Here is a 23645-nt window from a genome sequence, read left to right on the forward strand (position 1 = left end):
TTTTTAATTTTCTTTAATATCTATCTTCTATTTTCTTGTTTCTAGTTTGTTTGTTGTTAGTGGGATGTTGTTAGTGGTTAGTGGTTAGTGGTTAGTGGTTAGTGGTTAGTGGTTAACAACCAACAACTAACAACCAACAACTAACCATAACATTATTGCCACAAATAATTTCTTGTGATAACATGAGATACTAATGCGGATGTGGCGGAATTGGCAGACGCGCTAGATTTAGGTTCTAGTACCGTAAGGTGTGAAGGTTCAAGTCCTTTCATCCGCATAATAAGGAGTAGGGTAAGCACTGCCTGCCATTTGAGATTGGTGGGCAGTGCTACTGCATTGAGGGTTTGAGACTCGCTTTTGTATAAAAAAACAAATCGCCCTCTGCCCTTTGTCTTCTAACTTTCTTCACTCAAAGAAAGGTAGGTCTTCTACGCGTAATGATAGAGTTTTGTTTTAAAAACAATTTGATACCCTGAGATGTTAAATAAAAGTTATCCGGAAGTTTTTTGACATTTATACTGTTAAATTTTGTTTCGTATAAACTTCAACTCCATGATTTTCATTCGTGCAGTTAATAATATAGCTGGCAAATGTACCAGAGAGGGTATATAACAGACAGTGGCACTATTCTACGGTGAGGGCATTTTAATGTTAGATTTACACGTTCTGCAAGTAAAACTACTGAAGGCACGGTAAATGTCACCTGAGACTTTATCCTGTCGTCAGAAACCGTACTATACTGAAAGATAAGTACTCAAAATAGCAGGTTCGCTCTTGCAAATCAAAGTCACTCACGTACAGTATTATCTCGGTTGCTGTCACACAAGTTCTATTTAGGTAGGTGATTTCATCCAGTCTTTACACTTTTTTTACTTGCCGTGTAGAAATGTCTGCTAATCTCAGTATCATTAGTAAGTTTCATGGCAATTTACAGGTTAACTGAGATTTTTCATCTTAAAAGAAGGGTGCTACCACTGAGTTTCCTGAAAGCCTCAAAGTCAAAACTTTGTATTCTTTGCAACAAAGATTCTAGCAAATTCTATTGACTTGTGGAGAAACTCTGCAACAAATAAGCTCACACCTAATTGAATTTAGCCAAAAACAGCACTCATGAGCACAACTCCTATAGGTAGCTACAAGTTTTTCCAGAAACTACACCCGCTATCTCTATTAGCACAACTAACCAGTCGGCGTGCTACAGGCTGCTTACAAGTATTCACAGAGTCGGTGTCTTGGTCAATTTATCTAGAAGACGGTAAACTGATTTATGCGTCCTCAGATAAAATGTTTGACCGACTTGAAGAGCATACTTCGCGCTTAAGTCAGCAAATTCCGACGCTTAACAGTACACTTATGATGCAGGTACGGCTGATATTTGAAGCAAATGGTGACAATCAATCCATGCCCGTACCAGATTATCAAGCTATTTGCTGGTTAGTCAATGAGGAATACATAACTCCTCCTCAAGCAGCCATATTGATTGATGAAATGGCTAAGGAAGTGCTTGAGGCATTTCTTGCCATCAAACAAGGGAACTACGAATTTAATGGTGAATCTCCCTTGAACCAAATGCCTAGATTCTGCCGATTGGATTTGCGATTGCTTGTGGAACACTGTCAAAAGCAACTTCGCAATCGACAAAATTCCCCAACGGCGGTTACAGCACCAGTTCATACCACAGCCTACTATTCAACACCTGTTTCACAACCCCAAGTTCAGCCATCATCCTCTCAACTAAAATTGGGAGAACAATTGCAAAACACAAACAATTTTGAAAATTCTCATCTCAATAGTAGTAAATACCAACAACCAAGTAATAAAAACACGTACACTGTCGCTTGTATTGACGACAGCCCAACGGTATTAAATTCGATCAAACACTTTTTAGATGAAAGCGCATTTTCAGTGGTGACGATTAACGATCCAGTAAAAGCGCTCATGCAAATACTTCGCAGCAAGCCGGACATTATTTTACTAGATGTTGAAATGCCTAACTTGGATGGTTACGAGCTATGCTCTTTGTTGCGAAGGCATTCGGCTTTTAAAAATACTCCAATCATTATGGTGACTGGTAGAACGGGATTTATAGACCGAGCTAAAGCAAAAATGGTCAGAGCATCGGGGTACTTGACAAAGCCTTTTTCCCAATCAGACTTGCTAAAAATGGTGTTTAAACACATTGGTAGTTAAGTAACAAGCAAGATAAATTTAGTCATTGATTCAGGAGATTGAGGAGTGAGTATTACTTTGTTAGGCACAATTTTGATTGTTGAAGATTCTCCCAGTGAATTGGAGCTGATGAGCCATTATCTCAAAGAAAGTGGTTACAACGTTATTAAAGCAGCTGGCGCAAAAGAAGCTTTGGAAAAAGCCCAATTACACAACCCGGATGTGATCGTGACAGATGTTGTGATGCCGGGAATGAGTGGTTTTGAATTGTGTCGTTCCTTGAAAAAAAATCCGATGACACAAACGGTACCAATCGTGATATGTAGTTCTAAAAACCAGGAGATTGACCGATTGTGGGCAATGAGACAAGGAGCTGATGCTTATGTAACAAAACCTTACACTCGCGAACAGCTCCTCCGGGCTATTAAATCTGTGGCGATTTAATTCTAATGAATAGTTCTAAAATTACTCTTTCAACAAAAGTTAGTCAAAACAACTTGGGAGATGGTTATCTCAAGTTTCAGTTAAACAGACAAACATCCGCCGTGTTGCCAATGAGGCACACGCAAGAAGCAATTATAGTGCCAATTGAAGCCATAACATCAATGCCCAATATGCCGGGATGCGTATTGGGATTGATGAATTGGCGCAGCCGGATAGTTTGGGCTATCGATTTGCCAAGAATGTTTAATCTAGAATATCTTGACAATCGATTGCGACAATATAACGTAATTATTATTCGGGTAGATTCATTACTGTTGGGCTTAGTTGTACAAGAAATACAAGGTACAACTAAGTTTATGCCGGATGATATACGCTCTCCTGTAGGACAAGTGGCATCCAGTTTGATTCCCTATTTACGCGGGTGTGTTGTTCAACAAAAAGAAATACTACTTGTATTAGATGCACAGGCTATTGTGCAATCTTCTATTCTCCGCAGTGATTAGGGTGTACTACTAAGAAAAACTGTTTTAAGTATGTTTATTCACCACCTCAGGAGAATTTGCTATGTTTAATAAAACTAATGATGCTAAAGATAGCCTAGATGCTGAAAGAAATGGAGTAGCCAATAATTCTTCAAAAATTAAAGATAGCAATTTTGAAGAACTCGATAGAGATCGAAATACTGAGTTAACTGTTGATTCTAGCCTAAGTCGGTTATCAGCACCGTTTAAGCGGTTGAATTTGGGAACTAAAGCTACATTACTTGCCCTCGCAATTGGAACACTCCCAGTATTAGCGGTTGGCTCATTAGCTTATCATGTTGCTAGCTTGGCAACAGGTAGTAAAGTTGCCCAAACGCAACAACTAGAAGTCAACGATATGGCAGATAAAGTAAACCGCTTTATGTTAGAGCGGTATACTGATATGCAAGTCTTATCAACTATGCCAATTCTCACAAATCCTAAACTCAGGGATTCTCTATCTCCAAAAGAAAAACAAGTTTTATTAGACAAATATATAGAAAGTTATAAAGTCTATGACAGCATTTCGATCTTTAATCTAAATGGGGATGCGATCGCACAAACTCAAAAAGCTTCTATAACCAATCAAAATAACAAAGAATTCCTTGAAGCAGTTAAGGACAAAGGCAGCACTTATATCAGTCAGCCTGAAGTCTCAAAAGAGACGGGGAATGGTAACATTATTATTGCAACGCCAATTAAGGATTCTACCACGGGGAAATTTTCATCAGTAGTCATAGCCAGTATGCCCGTAAAATCTCTAGACGATCTCCTGAAAAATTATGGAGTAGGGCATAAATACTATTTAAGTGATGAATCGGGAAAATTATTTTTGCCGATGGAAAAAACTTATATAGGTAGAGATGTTAAAGCAGATTTTCCAGGTATAAGTCAACGTCAAACAATAAGCAAAGAAGATACTTTTACTACAGTTAATAAACTTGAAGGGAAAGAACAACTCGTCAGTTACACATCCAAAATCCAAGAAGGATTGCCAGATCTGAAATGGCAAGCCCTTCTGACAACAGATGCGGGAATTGCATTTGCACCTCAAAGACAATTGGGTTTGACAATTATCTTGGGAATGGGATTGGCAGCACTCATTGTAGGCGCGATCGCAGTCTTATTGGCGAAAAAAATTACAGAACCAATTGTAAAAGCAACAGACGCAGTTGCCAAACTCGGACAAGGAGATTTAGGAACCCGTTTGGAGGTAGAGTCAGAAGACGAATTAGGTGTTTTAAACGCCAATATCAACCAAATGGCAGCCCAGTTACAAACATTGGTTAAACAACAAGAACAGGATACAGAAAGAGCAAAATCACTAGCAGAAATTACCCTGCGAACCCGTAGAAGCCTCAACATGGAGGATATTTACAAAACAGCAGTGAGAGAAGTTCGTCAGGCAATCAAAACGGATCGAGTTCTGATTTATCATTTCAATCCAGAAACCCTTGATGGAGATGTTGTTGCTGAGTCGGTAACTGCTGGTTTGCCAAGAATGTTAGGCGTACAAATAGACGATCCCTGTTTTAGAGAACGCCATATAGAAACATATAAAGATGGTAGGATTCGAGCAATATCCAACATATATCAAGACCCAAATCTCAGTAACGCTCAATGCTACATTAAGATGTTGGAAAAATTTGCTGTCAAAGCAAATTTAGTCGCACCAATTATTAGTGACGGACAACTGATTGCTTTGATGATTGCCCATCATTGTGATAGCCCCCGTATTTGGCTGCAATCAGAAATTGAATTATTTAAGCAAATTGCCATTCAAGTAGGCTATGCCTTAGAGCAAGCCTTACTTCTACAAGAAGTAGAAAAAGCAAGATCCATTGCCGAAAAATCCTCAGAGGATGAGCGTCGGCAAAAAGAAGCTTTGCAAATGCAACTCCTAGAACTTTTAAGCGAAGTAGAAGGAGCAGCAAGTGGAGATTTAACAGTACGTGCGGAAGTGACAGCCGGAGAAATTGGTACAGTTGCTGACTTCTTTAACTCCATTGTGGAAAGCTTGCGGGATATTGTTACCCAAGTTAAACAAGCTGCCATCCAAGTTAACCAAGCTATTGGTGAAAACGAAGGTTCGATTCGTCACCTTGCAGAAGAAGCACTCGCCCAAGCTTCAGAAATCAACCGCTCCCTTGATGCTGTTGATAACATGACCCACTCAATTCAAGCAGTGGCAGCAAGCGCCCAGCAAGCAGCCGTAGTTGCCAACACGGCTGCGAACACGGCGAAAAAGAGCGGGATCGCAATGGATATGACAGTACAAAACATTTTGCACCTGCGCGAAACTGTGGGGGAAACAGCCAAGAAAGTGAAGCGATTGGGAGAATCAACACAACAAATATCCCGTGTGGTAGCTTTGATCAATCAGATTTCCATGCAAACCAACTTACTTGCCATCAACGCCGGTATAGAAGCGGCGCGAGCGGGAGAAGAAGGACAGGGCTTTGCAGTTGTAGCTGAGGAGGTAGGAGAATTAGCAGCCCGGAGTGCGGCGGCGACAAAAGAAATAGAACAAATTGTTGAAAATATTCAACGCGAAACAACGGAAGTGGTGCAGGCGATGGAACTGGGAACAACCCAGGTTGTAGAAGGTACACGCATTGTCGAAGACGCCAAGCAAAATCTAACTCAAATCTTAGATATTTCGCGGCAAATCGATTTGCTGGTGCAGTCAATTTCTCAAGCAACAGCCTCTCAAGTGGAAACATCACAAACAGTCAGTCAGTTGATGAGAGAAATTGCCTCCTCCTCGCAACGCACCAGTGATTCTTCACGTCAAGTTTCGGAGTCCCTGCAACAAACTGTGGAGATTTCGCAACAATTGCAAGCAACTGTTGGTACCTTCAAAGTAGATTAATGTTAATTGCTAATAGCTAATTGCTAATAGCTAATTGCTAATTGCCAGACAATTAATTAAACATTAGTTATCAGCCATCAGCCATTAGCCATTAGCCATTAGCCATTAGTCATTAGCCATTAGCCATTAGCCACTAGCAATTAGCCATTAGCTATTAGCCGTATGTCACAAGACAAAGAATTAGAAATCCAGATGCAATTTCTGGAGGAAGCGAATGATTACCTCAATACCTTGGAAGGGGTATTGCTGGAGATTAACCCCAGCAATCGCATTTCTCCAGAAAAAATTAATGCTGCACTGAGAGCCGCCCATTCTATAAAAGGTGGTGCTGGTATGATGGGATTTCGCTCTCTCAGCGATCTGGCTCACCGTTTAGAAGATTCATTTAAAGTTTTAAAAACTAGGAAAAATTCTTTAGAAATAGATACTGAGTTGCAAAGTTTACTGCTAGCAGCCGTAGACTGGCTGCGTCAGATAGTGGAATTGCTATCGGAAGGCGGGGAAGTAGACGAGCAGTGGTTGAGTACTTTTTGTTACCCAGTTTTTGATGAGTTGCATCAACGCTTGGGCGATCCGACTCCTGAAGATGCAGCAACTATGCTGTCGCCAGAAGATGGGCAAGATATCGTACCTTTACTGTTTGAAACGGAAGTGGAAGGGTGTTTGCAGCGCCTTGAAGCAGTACTGGCAGATGGCGAACAGCCTTGTCTGAAGGAAGAAGTGGCTATTATGGCAGCTGAGTTGGGTGGGTTGGGTGAAATGCTCCAACTGTCAGCTTTTTCTCAGTTATGTATGTCAATTGCAAGTTATATAGAAGCTGCAGAACCTTCCTTTGTGGAAACAGTTGCTCGCTCAGCATTGGAAGCATGGCGGCGATCGCAAGCTTTAGTACTGACAAATCAACTAGAGAGTTTACCAGTAAAATTACATATAGAAGAGGTATCTTTTGAAGCATTAGACCACACTCCAACAGTACTGCAGGAAGTAGAACCAGCCCCAATTCCCGAAGTAAAACCAGAATTTATAGAAGCACGAGTTACAGAACCAGAAGAGACAGAAGAATCCTGGCTGGATCGAGAAATCATTGCAGCCGATTTTGAAGCCTTGGAAGCAGCTTTTGCTGAAGAAAGCAACGCTCAAGTTGAAGAACCAGAACCAGAGCCAGCTACAGTATCTTCTAGAGAAATTCCTACACCAAGTTATAATCGCAAAGCCGAGCAAACTGCGGCTAGCCATAAGAGCGAAACTCCAGAAAATACAGTCCGAGTTCCCAGCAGACAACTCGAGCAAATTAACGATCTATTTGGAGAACTGATTATTCAGCGCAATGGGATGAATTTGCAACTTGAAAGGTTACGCAAACTCATTCGCAATTTGAACCAACGAGTCCAAGTTTTGGAAAGAGAAAACCAACAACTCCGGACAGCTTACGACAAAATAGCGACTCAAAGTGTAGTGCCATCTGGAACTCCATTTCCAGCACTAGCACCAGCCGAACCACCAGAAGAACTTCCACCCCCAGTTTTAGAGAATGGTGATGGAGCAAATGGAGTGGACGGGGAATTTGATTCTTTAGAAATGGACAGCTACAACGAACTCAACTTGCTGTCCCAAGAAGTGATGGAAACCATCGTTCAAGTGCAAGAAGTCACAACTGACATTCAACTCAGCATTGACGATACAGATCAATTTGCCCGCAAACTCACCAAAACATCCAAGCAACTGCAAAGAAAGCTCACGCAAATCAGAATGCGCCCGCTTTCTGACATTGTCGATCGCTTTCCTAGAGCCTTGCGCGACTTGTGCGTAGAATACGGCAAAAACGTACAGTTGAAAATTGAAGGTGCAAGTACTTTAATTGAAAGAAGCATTCTAGAGGCTTTGAATGAACCTTTGATGCACTTAGTTCGAAATGCCTTTGACCATGGGATTGAAGATCCAACAACACGTCGTGCTTCTGGTAAGAACGAACAAGGGTTGATAGAAATTAAAGCAACCCATCAGGGCAATCGTACTATTATTACGCTTCGAGATGATGGGCGTGGGATTTCCTTAGAGAAAATCCGGACTCGTGCGATCGAGATGGGATTGGAACCGACTTTATTGGCACAAGCAACAGACGAAGAACTCCTATCGCTCATTTTTGAGCCAGGATTTAGCACTTCTGACCAGGTGACAGCTCTATCTGGGCGTGGTGTTGGTATGGATGTTGTGCGTAACAACCTCAAGCAAATCCGAGGCGATGTCAAAGTTGATACAAAGGTAGGGATTGGGACTACATTCACCCTCTCCGTACCATTTACACTTTCAGTTGCACGAGTGTTGCTTGTGGAAAGCAATCGCATGCTCTTGGCATTCCCCACAGATGTGGTTTCCGAGATATTTCTGCTTAACGAAGAGCACGTCTTCCCAATGGCGACAAGCGAAGTCCTCAATTGGCAGGGTACCATGCTTCCGTTGGTTCGTTTGGGTCGTCACTTAGAGTTTAATTGTCCCCGTTATGACAATCCCACCCTAGAGACTCCGCCAGCAATTAATGCATCCAGCGTTATTATTGTTAGCCAAGGAAATCAGCCCGTCGCAGTGCAAGTGGATCGGTGTTGGGGCGAGCAAGAAGTTGCTATCCGTCGGGTAGAAGGAAATATTGCTTTACCAAGTGGTTTTAGTAACTGTACAATTTTAGGTGATGGTCGCGTTGTACCGTTAGTCAATGCCAATGAGATGCTTTATTGGATTGCGACTAATGAGCGCTTACCCAGAACCACTCAGCTTCCATCCTCTAAATTAAAGACGGTTTTCTTAACACCAGCAGAGGAAAAACAAGCAGCGCTTCCAGGAAATCATAAAGGCACTATTTTGATTGTGGATGACTCAATTAACGTGCGGCGCTTTTTAGCCTTGACGTTAGAGAAGGGAGGGTATCAAGTCGAACAAGCTAAAGATGGTCAAGACGCTTTGGAAAAACTTCAAAGTGGTTTAAAGGTTCAAGCTGTGATTTGTGATATTGAAATGCCTCGCATTGACGGTTATGGATTTTTGGGTCGCGTGAAATCAAATACTGACTTTAAGGATATACCCATTGCGATGCTGACTTCTCGCAGTAGTGATAAACATCGTCAATTAGCTATGCAGTTGGGTGCGCGAGCTTATTTTTCTAAGCCTTACAACGAACAAGAGTTGTTGAGGACTTTAGATGATATTATTTTTCCGTTTGCAGGGGCTGCTAAATGAGATTTATAAATTTATTTATGAACCGCAGCCTGTAGCAGATGGACGCTGATAATGATTTATTTTGGGAATTAGTTATTCTGTAGATAAAGAAGTTAGCAATAAGGTCGAATATTTTTGATTTTGTTAGCAAGTTTTCGTTTATTAACTCCCTTTTGTAGAGCCTGCATATGCAGGCTTTTTTCTTACTAAAAATGCGAAAATACGTAGGTTGGGTTGAGGAACGAAACCCAACATTCGACGGTTAATATATCCAATACAAGTGTTAGTATCAAGCAAATAAATCATCCCAGTTCCTTTCCTGCGGTTCTCCTTGAGGTTCTCGAACTAAAGGTTCTCCTTCCCAAGCACCAAATGTGTTCTCAAAGAAACCAGGTGTCCACCCTAATTCTTGCGGTGTTTTAGTTTGACTTTCCGTCTCTAAAGGCTGATAGATAACCATAACCTCTACATCCCGATTGCTCAGTCCTAACGGAATATTGAGATGTAGCGTTCCGTCCGCGCCCACGTGAGAACGTACCTTGATGCTTCGCATACCTTAACCTCTTGCCATTTCATTAAAAATAGCAAATCATCGGTCACTTAAGTTCATACAAACCTCTCTACCCCTTGTAATACGCTTGCTAGATCCACGCCTCGATCCAGATTGACTAATCTCCTGCGATAAAAACCGCAAAACTTATCTGGGATAAGCGCATTCAAGCGCAAACTATTTTTGACACTGAACGAGACCTTTTTAAAGTAAGCTATGGATAGCAATTAACAATACAACAGGAGTGCGATCGCCAATGTCAAAACAGGAGCAGGGCAATTCTTCTGGTAGTGTCGGCGATCGCATTCTTGCTGCGCTGACAGAGCAAGAAATTTCGCAGCTACTTGATGTATTGTTTGCAGTTTTATCAAATGAAACACTCAGTCAAGTTCTAGCCCAACTTCAAGCGAACACTCAAGAAACGGTGCAGCAAATCTTAACTCCATCACAAACAGATATACAAACTGAAGTCACTGAAGAACAACCAGTTTCGCTAGCTAAATTAGCTCAAACTTGGTCTCAGCTTTGGCAAGAATGGAACGAGATTATATACGAAGCTGCAGAAGAAGAAGGAAGGTACATAGAACAAGAAGCGAGTTGGGAACAGCCTTACTTTGACACTTACACTCTGGTGGAAGACTTAGAACAAGTTGCTGCACAAATGCAACCTCTAATTCACACAGCCTTCAAGCATGGATTTACTCCTGACAATGACTTTGCTTCAGCCCTTTTGGAAGCAGAGAGCGAGATCTCAAATGGTATACCTGAGTGGATGCATATTGAGGGGTTTGAATTGGAAAAGCATCTAACCGCTTGTTTTTTAGAGTGGGAGTGGCTAACAATTCAGGATGAGGGTAAGGATGGTTTTGATTTTGCCCTGCAAATTCGGCAATGGGAAAATCGATTTACACTGGTTAGTCTGGAAAGAAGTGCCATAATCGATTTCTTTACAAAATTATCCGATCCCCAAAAACAGTGTATTTTTGCTGGACTAACTGCTGATAGAACAACACCTTTGTGGCAAGGAACTTTAGATAATATTCATTCCCATTGGTATCAAGTCTATATAAACCTTGTCCATCAGTACAAGCCAGAACAATATTTGGAAAACCTCCGAACAACCATTCCTCAGAAATGGCAAAACGGTCTGTTGGTGATTGAAGACTTGTTAGCTAAACAAGATTATATAGAAAGCTTGACCGTTATTGAAGAAACGCTGAATGCATTACTAAAATTCAAGCAAGAAGATCGCTCTTGGTCACCTGAAACATCATTGTTGTTCACCGAGAATGGTGACTGTTATACAACAAATGAGGGTGCAGAGAGCGAAAAAATGTTACTCCGTTATTATCAACAAACCGCTCAAGGATTGGGTCAAACTGAACGAATGAACGCTTTGGAAATTCAGCGAATTGCTTTTGAACATCGATATGATTGGTCAGTTATGTTTAAAGCCTTTGCAGAAGTTCCTGTTTCCAACCCAACTCGTCAAGCTTTGTTTCAATCTTGGAGAGATTACATCGCTCGTCGTACCAGACGCCAATCCCAATCTTTTAGATTATTTGGAGGAGTTAAAACTGTCGAAACTTGGTGGCTGCACTGGCTAATCAATAGTATTGCTTCTTCCAAAAAAGGAGCTACTTGGTTTCAAGAGGAAATTTCGGAGTGGTTGGAAAGTTTGCTTAAAGACAGAAGACAATTAAGTGAAGCATATTACATACTGCGATTACTGACAAAAGATTTGACAGAGATACATCAAACAGATCGAAAGCCTTATCCCAACTTTTACCAAGTCGTGATTCGACCCAACGAATTATCTACTGCTGACGAAGCATCCAGACAAGGGTATTTGCAAGACTATACCTCAAAGGATTTGTGGGAACAAGTGATGGTTTTTTGGACAGCACAGTTACACAACTTTGTGCCCAAACCTGAAAACGCTCAAAAATCAGATTACACAAATCATGCTCAGTGGATGGCTGCACTTAAGGAGTTAAATCCACAAGCTTATGGAGCTTTGCTGGCTCAATGGAAAACAGAGCATCAGCGACGGCGTAATTTATGGAAAGCAATGGGTGAATTGGGATTATGACGATCCAATATGTAGGTTGAGTTTTGCCACCATTTAACCCAACCTAATGTTGCTAATTACCCCCCTTAATCCCCCCTTATAAAGGGGGGAAACTAGATTTCTTGTTCCCTCCCCTTTACAAGGGGAGGGTTAGGGTGGGGTAATTTCGACTTGTGTACACCACTGTAGCCTTACCAAGGGGAGGTTGCCGTAGGCGGTGGGGTTCTTTGTATGCATCTTCATATAAAAACTGTATAAGTTACTTAAATCATTAAATAATTTTCAAAACACAACTGTGTAAATACTGATACAAGCAAAAAGTATCTTACTACTTTTTCCGTAATTTTAACGTGGCGAAGATCGCGTTATTTACAGTTAATATTGTAAAGATATTGTAAATTGATAGCAGCAATAAATACAGTTTTATCTTCACAAGGTCTTCACGATTTATTGCAATAATTTGTATTTGGTTAGGTAAGGTTTATCCTGTGAAGAAAACACATTTTTTTCTGGCATTTACCAAATCGGGGTGTTTTGTTTATGCTTAATAATAAAGTGAATATTTCCGGCTTGCAAGGTTCTCAATCTAGATTGCGTACCAAAAAATCTCAAATTGTTAAAGTAGATAGGCAAAAAAACAAAACATCTTTAATACAACGTTTTTATAACCTCCCTATTAGTAGCAAACAATTTATTGGTCTGATTACTTGTGAATTGGTCTCTGTTATAGGTATAGGTGTTGGCAGTATATTAATTATTAATCAAGGGCTGCAAACTCAATTATTGGAACAAGCTAAGTCGGAATTGACTGCTACAAATGTAAATTATGACTCACAAGCCAATCAAATCGGTTCTGTATTTCGAGAAAAAGCAATCAATTCTACAATAATTTATGCTGCGATCGCATATAATGGCAAGTCTTTAAGTCCAAGTTTACAAGAGAATGCTAAAAAAATTCTTGAAGAGGCAGCCCGCAATAGAAAAATAGAGTATGCGACTCTAGTGGGTAGAGATTTCAAGATTATCGCCAATGCTAACAATAACCGTCAAGGGGAGATTTTTAATCCCAACAATCTAGTCAGTGAGGCTATAGAAAAATCTCAACAAATAACAGCAAATAGTGTTATTACATGGGCGGAATTGAGTCAAGAGTCACTTTCTTTACCAGAGGGTTTTAAACAGGAAGATACTCTCATTCGTTATACGGTTACACCTGTTAAAGAGGAAAAAACACAAACAGTCGTTGGTGCTTTAGTTTCCGGAGAAATTTTGAGTGGCAAAGATGCGATCGCCAAAAAGACTGTAGAAACTATTGGAGGTGGCTATAGTGCTGTTTATTTCCGCACGCTTAATGGAGAGTTCGCTCTAGCAACATCTTTATATCAGGATGACTCAGAACGTTCCAAACAAAATCTTCCCCTACCCAAACAAGCTTTATCTTTACTCAATACAGCCACCAAGAATTCTATAGGAAAAACAGTCACTCAACGCCTGGTTTTGGGCAACAAAACTTATGCAATAGCAGCCAAAGCTATTCCTAATAAAATGATTGAAGGGGTAGATGGCAATCAAATCGTTCCTGGGGAAGAGCCTGTGGCTGTTTTGGTTAGAGGTACTTCAGAAACGGCTTTCAATGATTTATTAAGAAATGGTTGGCAGGGACAAGCTCTGACGATTTTTATTGGATTGCTGCTGATTTCTCTTTGGACATTGATTGTTGAACGGACAATTATCAGACCAATCAAAAACCTGCAACAAACAGCACAAAAATTTACAGACGGTCAATCCTCGACGCGATCGCACGTTTTTGCGACTGATGAAATCGGGCAATTAGCTATGAGTTTTAACTCAATGGCAGACAGCCTTGCAGAACAAAACCAATGCCGAGAAAATCAAGCAAAGTTAGAATTTTACCTCAACAATATCATATCTTGTATTAGAGAAACCTTAAATCCTGAAAAAGTCTTGAAGACATTAGTCTCAACAACCAAAGAAGCCATACAAGCAGATAGAGTTGTTTTTTACCAGTTAGATGAGAAGTTGCAAGGTAAGATTGTTGCGGAGTGTGTCAGTGATTCTTTCTCAGCAGCAATAGGAACAACTGTTGTTAAACCTTACCAAATTCAAGAAGACTTTAAAGAATACGAAATAGGACGTGTCAAAGCAGTTGATAATATTCAACAAGTCTCTTTAAGCCCGTCTTGCTTGGAGCAACTAGCAGTATTAGGTGTGAAAGCATATCTCATATCACCCATATATGTGAACAAGCAACTATACGGTTTGTTAGTCGCTCATCAATGCTCGGCTCCCCGCCACTGGCAAGTTGTAGAAATTGACTTATTAAGACAAGTTGCAGTTCAAGCTGGTTATGCTTTAGAGCAAGCACAACTTGTTCAACAAGTAGAACGTGGTGTCGCTATAGCTTCCCCCGAAGAACAGCAATACAAGGACTCTCTGCACGCTCAACTCTCAGAGCTTATAGATAATATTGAAAGTGCAGCTCGTGGAGACTTAACAGTACGTGCTGAAGTGACAGTTGGAGAAATTGGTACTGTGGCTGACTTTTTCAACTCCATTGTTGAAAGTCTGCGAGATATTGTGATGAAAGTCCAAGAATCAGCATTGCAAGTGAATCAGGCGATCGGCTCAAATGAAGGAGCAGTGCGTCATCTAGCTGAAGAAGCCCTTGCTCAAGCAACAGAAATTCACCGCACTCTTGATGCAGTTGATAACATGACTCTATCAATTCAAGCAGTTGCAGCAAGCGCCGAACAAGCATCCACAGTTGCTCATAATGCTGCTCATACCGTGACAAAAAGCGGGCGGGCGATGGATATGACAGTGCAGCAAATGCTGCGTTTGCGCGAGACAGTCAGCGACACTTCTAAAAAAGTCAGGAGATTGGGAGAGTCAACACAACATATTTCCCGTGTAGTCGCTTTGATTAACCAAATTTCCACCCAAACCAATCTGATTGCTATCAATGCGGGGATAGAAGCATCACGTGCGGGTGAAGAAGCTCAGGGTTTTGTCATTGTCGCTGAGGAAGTAGGAGAATTAGCAGCCCAGACTGTGGTAGCCACCAGAGAAATTGAACAGATAGTTGAGAGTATTCAACTTGAAACAACAGAAGTTGTTCAAGCAATGGAGTTAGGAACAACTCAAGTTATGGATGGTACGCGAATTGTAGACGATGCCAAGCAAAATCTCAACCAAATTCTAGACATTTCTCGGCAAATCGATTTGTTAGTGCGATCAATTTCTGAAGCCACAGCCTCCCAGGTAAACACATCACAAGTTGTGAGTCAATTGATGAAAGCAATTGCAGCCACCTCGCAGCGTACAAGTGATTCTTCAAGTCAAGTTTCCAACTCTTTTGCTCAAACTCTACAGATTGCTAAAGAGTTACAGCAAGTTGTTGGGACATTTCAGGTGAAGTGAATTGGGGCATTGGGCATTGGGCATTGGGCATTGGGCGATCCCCAATAATGCGTAGGTTTTGCGTAAAAATACAAAAATAGGTAGGTTGGGTTGAGGAACGAAACCCAACATTTACAAGCATTTGTTGAGTTTCTCCACGGCGATCCCGAACAACCAAAATTCTTATCCAAGTAATTATTGGAGCGCTCGCCAAACTCACGCAAAGACGCAAAGGCGCTAAGAAATTAAGAAACTTTTATAATGGTTATACTACCGGACATAATATTAGTTTAGCTAGAATTTTGGCTGAAGATACTCTAGGATATTATACAATGGTAGTCTGAATCTTTTTAAGATCTCCATAAATATGGAAGAATCTCTCCATTACCTCTGGCTCAGGAAGTTTTGTTAAATTCTTTATATCTTGAAGACGATAGAGCGTTCCCAATTATGCTTGAGGCGATCGCGTATAAGCACTCACCTTTCTTCATTTTGCGGGTCTGCATCAAATTTCTTACGATCGGTTTGTTTCAATCTCTGTAGCCGTTGTAATTCCTCTTGGGGATACATAGGCACTTTACCCGTACAATAAATATTAATTTTATCAATAGGTACTTTGACTAAGCCTTTCTGAACGCAAGAGATGATTTTGCCATTTTCTGCTACGTGGTCTATAAGTTCAGCCTCTAGTTCTATAGACGGTATGTATCTCTCAGAGCTAATTTCAACCTCCAGATGGTATGTAGTTTCTGTCCAATCTTAATAAAATCCTACCGTTCATATAGGTCTTCTCGCTGCCAATCTCTTCCTCCAGGTAGGGCAGATCTATTTCTAATGCTATTGATAAAGGTTTTTTCACTTTCCCATGTAGCGATATTTGTTTGAAAATTAGTCATAGAGCTAATGTGTAAATTTATAGCTTGACGAATAATTTCAGCTTCACTGACACCTCTTTGTTGGGCAATTATCTTTAGCAGATGCTCTTGATGAGGTTCAATATAAATTTGTTTGCAGATTTTGCCAGACACAATTTTTTGAAGAAATCATTTATATCTTACCATATATATTATATCTTAATAGGGTGTAAATAAAGTCGGAAAAATCTTCCATAGCCATTTTTATTCTGATAAGGTATACCCTGCCTATTCGCGTTTCCAATAAAGACGCGCTATGGCGCGTCTCTACATTTGAAACATTGGCGTAGAAAGACTAACCTTTATTTAGCAGAATTTACTTATCTTCAGAAGAAAATTGATAATAACTCGCACAATTGTGATTCAGGTGGCAATTCCTCATTTTCTCTCTAGTGCGCTCTCTGTGTCCTCTGCGGTTTAAAAGAAATTTATTTAACCGCACCAGACGCAGAGGACGCAGAGGTAATTATCTATTTTCTAACCAGGTAATGAGATCGTTTGTGTTTGAAAAATCTAACAATTCCTCACCCAAATTTTCCAACTCAGCAGTGGATAACTCCCGAATTTGCTGTTCTATTTCTGGTGCAAGATCGCCAAATCGACGAGTGAGTTGACGCATAATCAATCTTAATGCTTCTTTTTGCACGATACTTTGATAGATAACTGATTCTTGCATAACTTCCTCGGTAAAAAACTGTTGAATCAAATTTTTATCGAATCGCAAACCAGCTAGAAGCTGTACACATGCTGAGATATTCTGTTGCTCTTGTGTTTCTTCAATCATATCTACAGCCGCAGCCACTTGTTTTAGCAAGGTACTGGGTGAATTGCTTCTCGCTAATGGTGCTAGCGGTAAAAGCCCTGGATTTGCCAATAGCGTTGCTGGATCTTCTTCCCAAACCCGAATAACACGATAGTTGTGGATTGTGTTTGTATCTACATATTGAGTTTGAAAAACAATTGGTGAAGTTGTTTGTTGTAAGAAAATAATCACTTGTATAATCTCACACCCATAGAGCCGTTTCAACCGAGTGTAATAATCAAGCATCCGAAAATCTAACGGAACCTTCGATTTTGGCAGGGTTTGAAATTCTAAGTGCAGGATTGTGTTGGCGATTTTTAGGAAGGTGACAGAATCAGCACGAGTCGGTTCTAAATTCAGTTCCGTCTTTAAAACTTGAATATCCGATGTATCAGATTGTAGTAGCCATCGAGCGAACTCAGCAGGATAAGTTTCAGCAAGGTATTTACAGGTATTATCGTAAGCCAAGGTCAAAAGAGTTTAGAGTACTTTTTTATACTATCATTAATAGTACATATCAACTAATAAATTAATAACGTAGGACTATAGCAATCCTAAATCATTGGTAAAATTCTTTCTTCTCTCTTTTCTTCGTGCTCTTTGCGTCTTCGCGGTTGATAATTTTTACAACTCAAATTAGGATTGCTATATATGGCTTTTTTATCCTCAAAAAAGAAAACTAAATGTAGTCTATTAAAATTTAAATAGTCTTATTTAATACTATAGTGCTGCTCGAAAAGCGTATTTATACAGAAAAACTTCCCTGACTTGGTTAAAAATGCTATCAAGATTGTAGTACGTGCTCGAAGACGAGTTGGGTTGTCATGTATTCCTCCGAAATGAGCATCAAAATAGCTGTAGTAAAATAGCAAATATAATACTCCCATAAAATACTTTTTTATAACCGAACAAAAAGATTCAGCAAGCCGAACGACAGCAAGCTAAATTGATTCAATAACGCAACACCCATAACACAAGAGTAAAGAAAAATGCGGAGAAGGACGAATTGGTTGGAAGCTTTGGTAAATCAATTTAGAGAAGCATTCAATTTCAGGAACCGCACCCCCCAACCTCAACCTCTCTCTTCGCAAGCAAAAAAGCAAGAAAATTCTCTTCTTTCAGTTGGCACAGAGAAGTCAGTCTATTTAGAATTCTTACTGAAAATACTAGCAGCAACAGCAGAAAGCAACGGTGACAAGCAGGTTGTTTACCCTTTGGTGGAAGCAAACATAAAGTATCTTAATGAAACTTTTGTAGAAGTTTTGCGTGATTGGGGAACAACTACTTTAGCAAATATGCAGCCGGATGAAGCAGAATCCACTGCTGCTAAAGTTTTTAATTTCAGTCTCTTCATGAGACAATGCTCTTTGGGTGACAAAGCCAGGAATGTAGAAATTGCGATCGCAGGTTATGAAATAGCTTTAATTGTGTACACCCGCACCGCCTTGCCACAAGATTGGGCGATGACGCAAAATAATCTGGGGCTTGCTTACCGTAACAGAATATTCGGAGACAAAGCAGAGAATATCGAGTTGGCGATTTCCGCTTACAATGCGGCTTTGTCAGTCCGAACCCGCACCGCCTTTCCTCAAAACAATGCTGATACACTGTTTAACTTAGGTCTTCTTTATCAAGATACACAAAAATTTACCGAAGCTTTCACAACTTTTCGCTCTGCGATTGAAACAGTAGAACTTTTGCGTGGAGAAATTATTTCTGGCGACGAGACAAAACGCAAACAAGCGGAAGAATGGAATAGCCTGTATCGCTGTATGGTAGAAGTTTGTTTGGAATTAGAAAAATATACAGAAGCAATTGAGTATATTGAACAAAGCAAAACCCGAAACTTAGTGGAAACTTTGTTTAGCCGAGATAGCTACCCTAAGATTTCAGTTTCTGAAGAACTAAAAAATCAACTGCAACAGCTACAGCAAAAGATTGAGGAAGAGAATCGCCGTATAGAACAAGCAGAAAAATCTAATCCTCAAAATATAGACTCCACTCAGCTTTATAAGTTACGACAACAACGCGAACAACTCATAACGAGAATTATTGGTTTTCACCCTATCCGCTATGATGAGATTAAAAACTTATTAGATAGTGAAACTGTAATTATTCAATGGTATATATTCAAGAATGCTTTTCGGGCTTTTATTATTACTAACGCTAGGGAGAAACCAATAATTTGGCAGTCAGAACCTGAAGATTTAGAAAATTTGAAAGCCTGGTGGAGTAACGATTACCTGCACCTTTACTCTAACAACAAAAAATACTGGCGGTATATCCTTGATGAAAAGCTGACTCAACTAGCACAAATTTTACACATCCAGGAAATTCTTTCTCTCATTCCTAACCAATATGAGAAAGCAATTTTGATTTCACATCGCTATCTACATTTGCTACCTCTCCATGCTCTACCACTTCTGCAAGATACACAAAACCAAGGGTACCTAATTGACAAGTTTCCCAAAGGGGTGAGCTATGCACCTAGCTGTCAACTGCTGCGTTTTACTCAAAATCAAGCAACGACATTTACCGATTTCTGCAACCAAGTCGATACAGAAGGGTTTCAACCTACAGAACTCAGCCATTTATTTGCCATTCAAAACCCGACAGATAATTTAGAATTTTCAGATATCGAAGTTGAATCCATAGCGACTGTATTTGAACCACACCATATTTTACAAAAGACAGAAGCAACGATCGCAGCTTTCACAAAACGACTAAGCGATCGATCTTTCCGTACAACCTGGTTACATTTTTCTTGCCATGGTTATTTTAATTTTAATTTACCTGAAAAATCTGCTTTACAGCTAGCTGGTTCTCTCATTTCTTCTCCACCATCTGAGGCTGACACATCACGTTATCTTCGACTGTCTGAGCAAGAAGCCATTGATTTCCAAAAATGTCTGACTTTAGAAGATACTTTCCAGTTAAGTTTACCTAACTGTCGTCTTGTCACCCTCTCTGCTTGTGAAACGGGCTTAGTAGACTTTACCAACACTAGCGATGAATACGTTGGTTTACCCAGTGGCTTTATCCGCGCAGGTGCAGTTAATATTATCAGTAGTTTGTGGGCGATAGATGACTTTTCTACTAGCTTACTAATGATTAAATTTTATGAAAACTTACAAACTTTAACTCGAAATGTGCCATTGGCTCTCAATAAAGCCCAGCAATGGTTTCGTCACGTGACTCAACAAGAGTTGCTCCAATGGCTTGATGGTAAAACAAATATAGATGTTCAGCACAAACAGAAGATTAAACAAAGATTGTCAGAAAACTACAAGCCGGAACATCAACCTTTTAAGCACCCAGGATTTTGGGCAGCTTTTGTGCAATCGGAGAATAATACAAGAGATGATTTAAGATATTACTTGTTTATGAGACAAGGGACATGGGGACAAGGGGACATGGGAGACATGGGGACATGGGAGACATGGGGACATGGGGGACATGGGAGACATGGGGGACATGGGGAAAGAAAGATTTATGAACGCGAGCTGGTATTAAAAATTCAATCAATAGGAGCAATATCATGGAAGCAAATAACATCATTGAAGCTTTTACACAAGTGGTAAGAGAACAAGACTATGTGTTTTCCTCTACTACAGTAGCAGACATTACTATACTGCAAGAAAATCTTGCTAATCTTGAAAGTATCACGCCTGATACGTCCTGCGAAAGCAGTAGCGAAGCGATCGCAAACGTTATTCGTCAGTGGTATATTAATCACGAATCTGTGAGAGATGCTGTCTTAGTTCAAGACAGGGAAATTAAAAAAGTGGCTAAGCCAAAAGCACAAAACCAAGAAAATATCCTTGAAAACCGCTATCGAGTTTTACAAGAAGAACTGCAAAACTTACAAAATAAAAAGCGATCGGACAATCAGCTCCAGTAAAATATAATATAGCGTTTCCTAGTTTGCTGAGGGATAGATTTATCTGCGTCCATCTGCTACAGGCTGCGGTTAATTATTTCTTCTTGTTCCATTTAAAAATTAATTTAATGAACCACAAAGGCGCAAAGGACGCGAAGAAAGAAGAGAAGAAGGTTTGATAATCTTATGGTGGAAAGGGAGTAGTTTGCTTGTGGGATGGGTGTCTCGCCCGTCCTAAATTTTCTGTCATATAGTGTCTTAGAATTTTTTATTAGAACTTAAGTACAAGACTCAACATGAAAATTTATGCTCCGAATATTCATCTATTTGCCTTTCAGCTTTACAAAGCCTCAAATTTCCAGGCAAACGAAAACGAAACTAACAAATTATGGCAAAACGCCGATAAAATAGCCTATGCTACTCTTCAACAAGATTTACATCTTATCCAGCATATAGATATTGACAAAGAACCTAATAGTCGCCGCGTTGATTTGCTGAATGAGTTAGATGTCAAAGATGGCGATTACTCGTTACCATTTACGGGTAAAATTTTGACAGATAACCTGCAACAACTTGTGATTAAAGGGTTTACTTATCCCTTTCGATTATCTGATAGCTGTGGTTTCTGGTTAAATTTACGCCGTCCAGAAGATGATGATGATGGTACCCGTACTAAAGATATTGATATTCATTTGCTAAGCAAGCTCAATCCAGATAATTGCTTAATTTTAGAAAAAAGTAATCTCTTACTTGGACAAACTTTATTAATAACTGCTTGGTTACCAGGCGCTAAAGATAACCAAAATATTAATTTAACACCAAAAGAATACTTAGAAATAGCGAACAAGTGCTTCACATCTATTTTTAATAATAAAATACTAGCCTTAAATTATCAGGGAGAGCTATTTGGCAGTCCGATTTTTGAGTATGGTTTGTTCAGTCAGTTAGACAACTATCAACACGTTCTTATCTGGCTGTTTACCAATAATACGGCTGATGAGCAGTTGCAGCAGTGCTATCAAGAGTTATTGGATTTGTTTTTCTTCCGTACTAAAATAGTAAAGGCTTTTCAAGATAGTAGAGAAATTTATCTTGTTCTTGTCAAGTCTTACGAGGAAATAGAATCATTTATTGATAATTTATCTCAAATGAAGGAGAGCAAAACATTAACATTAAAAGATTTAAAGGAATATAAAAATCTCTTAAAAGAGTTACCACAATTAGGTTTGAAATATACCCGACTGTTAAGAAATTTGGAAGAACATCAAAACACAATTACCCTGCATGAATATAATTATTTAGAAAAATTGCAACAAATTCATGGAATCACAAAAGAAAATTTAGACTTTTTTAAAGTTTTCACTGAAAAAACCTCTTCTTATTTTCAAAAACAAATTGTAGCAGATTTAGGTTATTTTCGTCACAGTTCCACATTATTAGAACAAGCTATATCATCAACTCGTGGCATTGTGGAAATAACACAAGCCGAGCGCGATCGCTCTCTGGAAAAAACCATCCAAGTTCTAGGAGTAGGCTTGGGTGCGGGTGCGATCGCGTCTGGAGTCATAACACAACAAATCAGCTATATCAACAAACCTTTAGGTGCTATATCTCTCAATAACCCACCCCATCCTTTTTATGCCTCTTTGTTTCTCAGTATGGTGGCAACTTTATTCTTTACCTGTGTAGCTTGGCTGTGGACTAACCGAAAGTAAGGTTTCAGGAATTATTGATATTATCTAAATTTTCATGAAACTTACAAAGTGCTAAGAGGATGTTTGAAAAGTCATGATTGATGTATCAAATATTTTTTACCCCACCTTAACCCTCCCCGATGCATTGGGGAGGGAACCGGATTTTTCTTTTTTCCCCCCTTTCACGCGTGGGGACTAAGGGGGGTAATAATGTGATGAAAATCACAGCCAAGCACTTTTCAAACAACCTCTAAGAGTGCGGACAAGGATAAAGGATAGAAAATTAATACTTTATCCTTTATCCTGAATCTGACTAAGAGTTATTCTCTAACCAAACCATTAGATCGTTTGTGTTGGAAAAATCTAACAGTGCTTCACCCAAATTTTCCAACTCAGCAGTGGATAACCTCTGAATTTGTTGTTCTATTTCAGGTGCAATATCGCCAACTCGTCGAGTGAGTTGACGGATAATTAATTTTGCCTCTCCTTTTTGCTCGCCTCTATGGAGGATACTTTGATAGATAACTGATTCTTGCATAACTTCCTCGCTAAAAAACTGTTGAATCAAATTTTTATCGAATCGCAAACCAGCTAGAAGCTGTACGCACGCTGAGATATTTTGTTGCTCTTGTGTTTCTTCAATCATATCCACAGCAGCAGCCACTTGTTTTAGCAAGTTACTGGGTGAATTGCTTCTCGCTAATGGTGCTAGCGGTAAAAGCCCTGGATTTGCCAATAGCGTTGCTGGATCTTCTTCCCAAACCCGAATAACACGATAGTTGTGGATTGTGTTTGTGTCTACATATTGAGTTTGATAAACAATTGGTGAAGTTGTTTGTTGTAAAAAAATAATCACTTATTTAATCTCACACCAATACAACCGTTTCAACCGAGTGTAATAATCAAGCGTCCGAAAATCTAACGGAACCTTCGATTTTGGCAGGGTTTGAAATTCCAAGTGCAGTATCGTGTTAGCAAATTGTAGGAAGGTAACAGAATCAGCACGAGTCGGTTCTAGATTCAATTCCGTCTTCAGTACTTGAATATCCGATGTATCAGATTGTAGTAGCCATCAAGCAAACTCAGCAGGGTAAGTTT

The 23645-nt window shown here is 39.8% G+C and carries 13 protein-coding genes, 1 tRNA gene and 1 pseudogene; 11 read left to right on the top strand and 4 right to left on the bottom strand.

Features of this window, described 5'->3' with window-relative positions; genetic code table 11:
• The first annotated feature begins 195 nt into the window (after positions 1–195).
• The 6 genes from F7734_RS34645 (at position 196) to F7734_RS34670 (ending at position 9237) form a co-directional block, all read left to right on the top strand.
• Positions 196–277 (top strand) — tRNA-Leu (locus F7734_RS34645).
• 833 nt (positions 278–1110) lie between these two features.
• Entirely contained in the window at positions 1111–2190 is a 1080-nt protein-coding gene (locus tag F7734_RS34650; RefSeq protein ID WP_155749054.1) for a response regulator, read from the top strand.
• Positions 2191–2235: 45 nt separating this feature from the next.
• A complete protein-coding gene (locus tag F7734_RS34655) occupies positions 2236–2613 on the top strand; it encodes a response regulator (RefSeq protein WP_166482334.1) in 378 nt (125 codons plus the stop codon).
• A 5-nt stretch (positions 2614–2618) separates the two neighbouring features.
• Positions 2619–3116: a chemotaxis protein CheW gene (locus tag F7734_RS34660; RefSeq protein ID WP_155749055.1), complete on the top strand. Its 498-nt coding sequence runs from the start codon at positions 2619–2621 to the stop codon at positions 3114–3116.
• A 61-nt stretch (positions 3117–3177) separates the two neighbouring features.
• Positions 3178–6006, top strand: a complete 2829-nt coding sequence (locus tag F7734_RS34665; protein ID WP_155749056.1) for a methyl-accepting chemotaxis protein — start codon at positions 3178–3180, stop codon at positions 6004–6006.
• A gap of 162 nt (positions 6007–6168) precedes the next feature.
• Entirely contained in the window at positions 6169–9237 is a 3069-nt protein-coding gene (locus F7734_RS34670; RefSeq protein WP_155749057.1) for a hybrid sensor histidine kinase/response regulator, read from the top strand.
• 268 nt (positions 9238–9505) lie between these two features.
• Here the strand turns inward: F7734_RS34670 and F7734_RS34675 are convergent, their stop codons facing one another.
• Positions 9506–9769, bottom strand: coding sequence for a hypothetical protein (locus tag F7734_RS34675; protein ID WP_155749058.1), 264 nt, complete (start codon positions 9767–9769; stop codon positions 9506–9508).
• A 253-nt stretch (positions 9770–10022) separates the two neighbouring features.
• Here F7734_RS34675 and F7734_RS64140 point away from each other — a divergent pair, with 253 nt between their 5' ends.
• Positions 10023–11858 (top strand): hypothetical protein, encoded by a 1836-nt coding sequence (locus F7734_RS64140; protein ID WP_155749059.1) that lies wholly within the window; start codon positions 10023–10025, stop codon positions 11856–11858.
• A gap of 519 nt (positions 11859–12377) precedes the next feature.
• Positions 12378–15278 (top strand): methyl-accepting chemotaxis protein, encoded by a 2901-nt coding sequence (locus F7734_RS34685; RefSeq protein WP_155749060.1) that lies wholly within the window; start codon positions 12378–12380, stop codon positions 15276–15278.
• Between the two features lie 749 nt (positions 15279–16027).
• Here the strand turns inward: F7734_RS34685 and F7734_RS34690 are convergent.
• Together F7734_RS34690 and F7734_RS34695 are read right to left on the bottom strand one after the other, a co-directional pair.
• Positions 16028–16285: a ribbon-helix-helix domain-containing protein gene (locus F7734_RS34690; RefSeq protein ID WP_166482335.1), complete on the bottom strand. Its 258-nt coding sequence runs from the start codon at positions 16283–16285 to the stop codon at positions 16028–16030.
• A gap of 352 nt (positions 16286–16637) precedes the next feature.
• Complete coding sequence (locus F7734_RS34695; RefSeq protein WP_155749061.1) at positions 16638–17441, bottom strand: DUF4351 domain-containing protein; 804 nt, start codon at positions 17439–17441, stop codon at positions 16638–16640.
• Positions 17442–17962: 521 nt separating this feature from the next.
• Between F7734_RS34695 and F7734_RS34700 the strand changes: the two genes are divergently transcribed.
• The 3 genes from F7734_RS34700 (at position 17963) to F7734_RS34710 (ending at position 22568) form a co-directional block, all read left to right on the top strand.
• Positions 17963–20554: a CHAT domain-containing protein gene (locus F7734_RS34700; RefSeq protein WP_207714285.1), complete on the top strand. Its 2592-nt coding sequence runs from the start codon at positions 17963–17965 to the stop codon at positions 20552–20554.
• A complete protein-coding gene (locus tag F7734_RS34705; RefSeq protein WP_155749062.1) occupies positions 20512–20874 on the top strand; it encodes a hypothetical protein in 363 nt (120 codons plus the stop codon). The genes F7734_RS34700 and F7734_RS34705 overlap by 43 nt, the downstream gene beginning before the upstream one ends.
• Before the next feature lie 275 nt (positions 20875–21149).
• A complete protein-coding gene (locus F7734_RS34710) occupies positions 21150–22568 on the top strand; it encodes a hypothetical protein (protein WP_155749063.1) in 1419 nt (472 codons plus the stop codon).
• A 292-nt stretch (positions 22569–22860) separates the two neighbouring features.
• Here F7734_RS34710 and F7734_RS34715 read toward each other — a convergent pair.
• Positions 22861–23592: pseudogene (locus F7734_RS34715) on the bottom strand (DUF4351 domain-containing protein).
• Between the last annotated feature and the right edge of the window lie 53 nt (positions 23593–23645).

The sequence above is a fragment of the Scytonema sp. UIC 10036 genome (genome assembly GCF_009725235.1).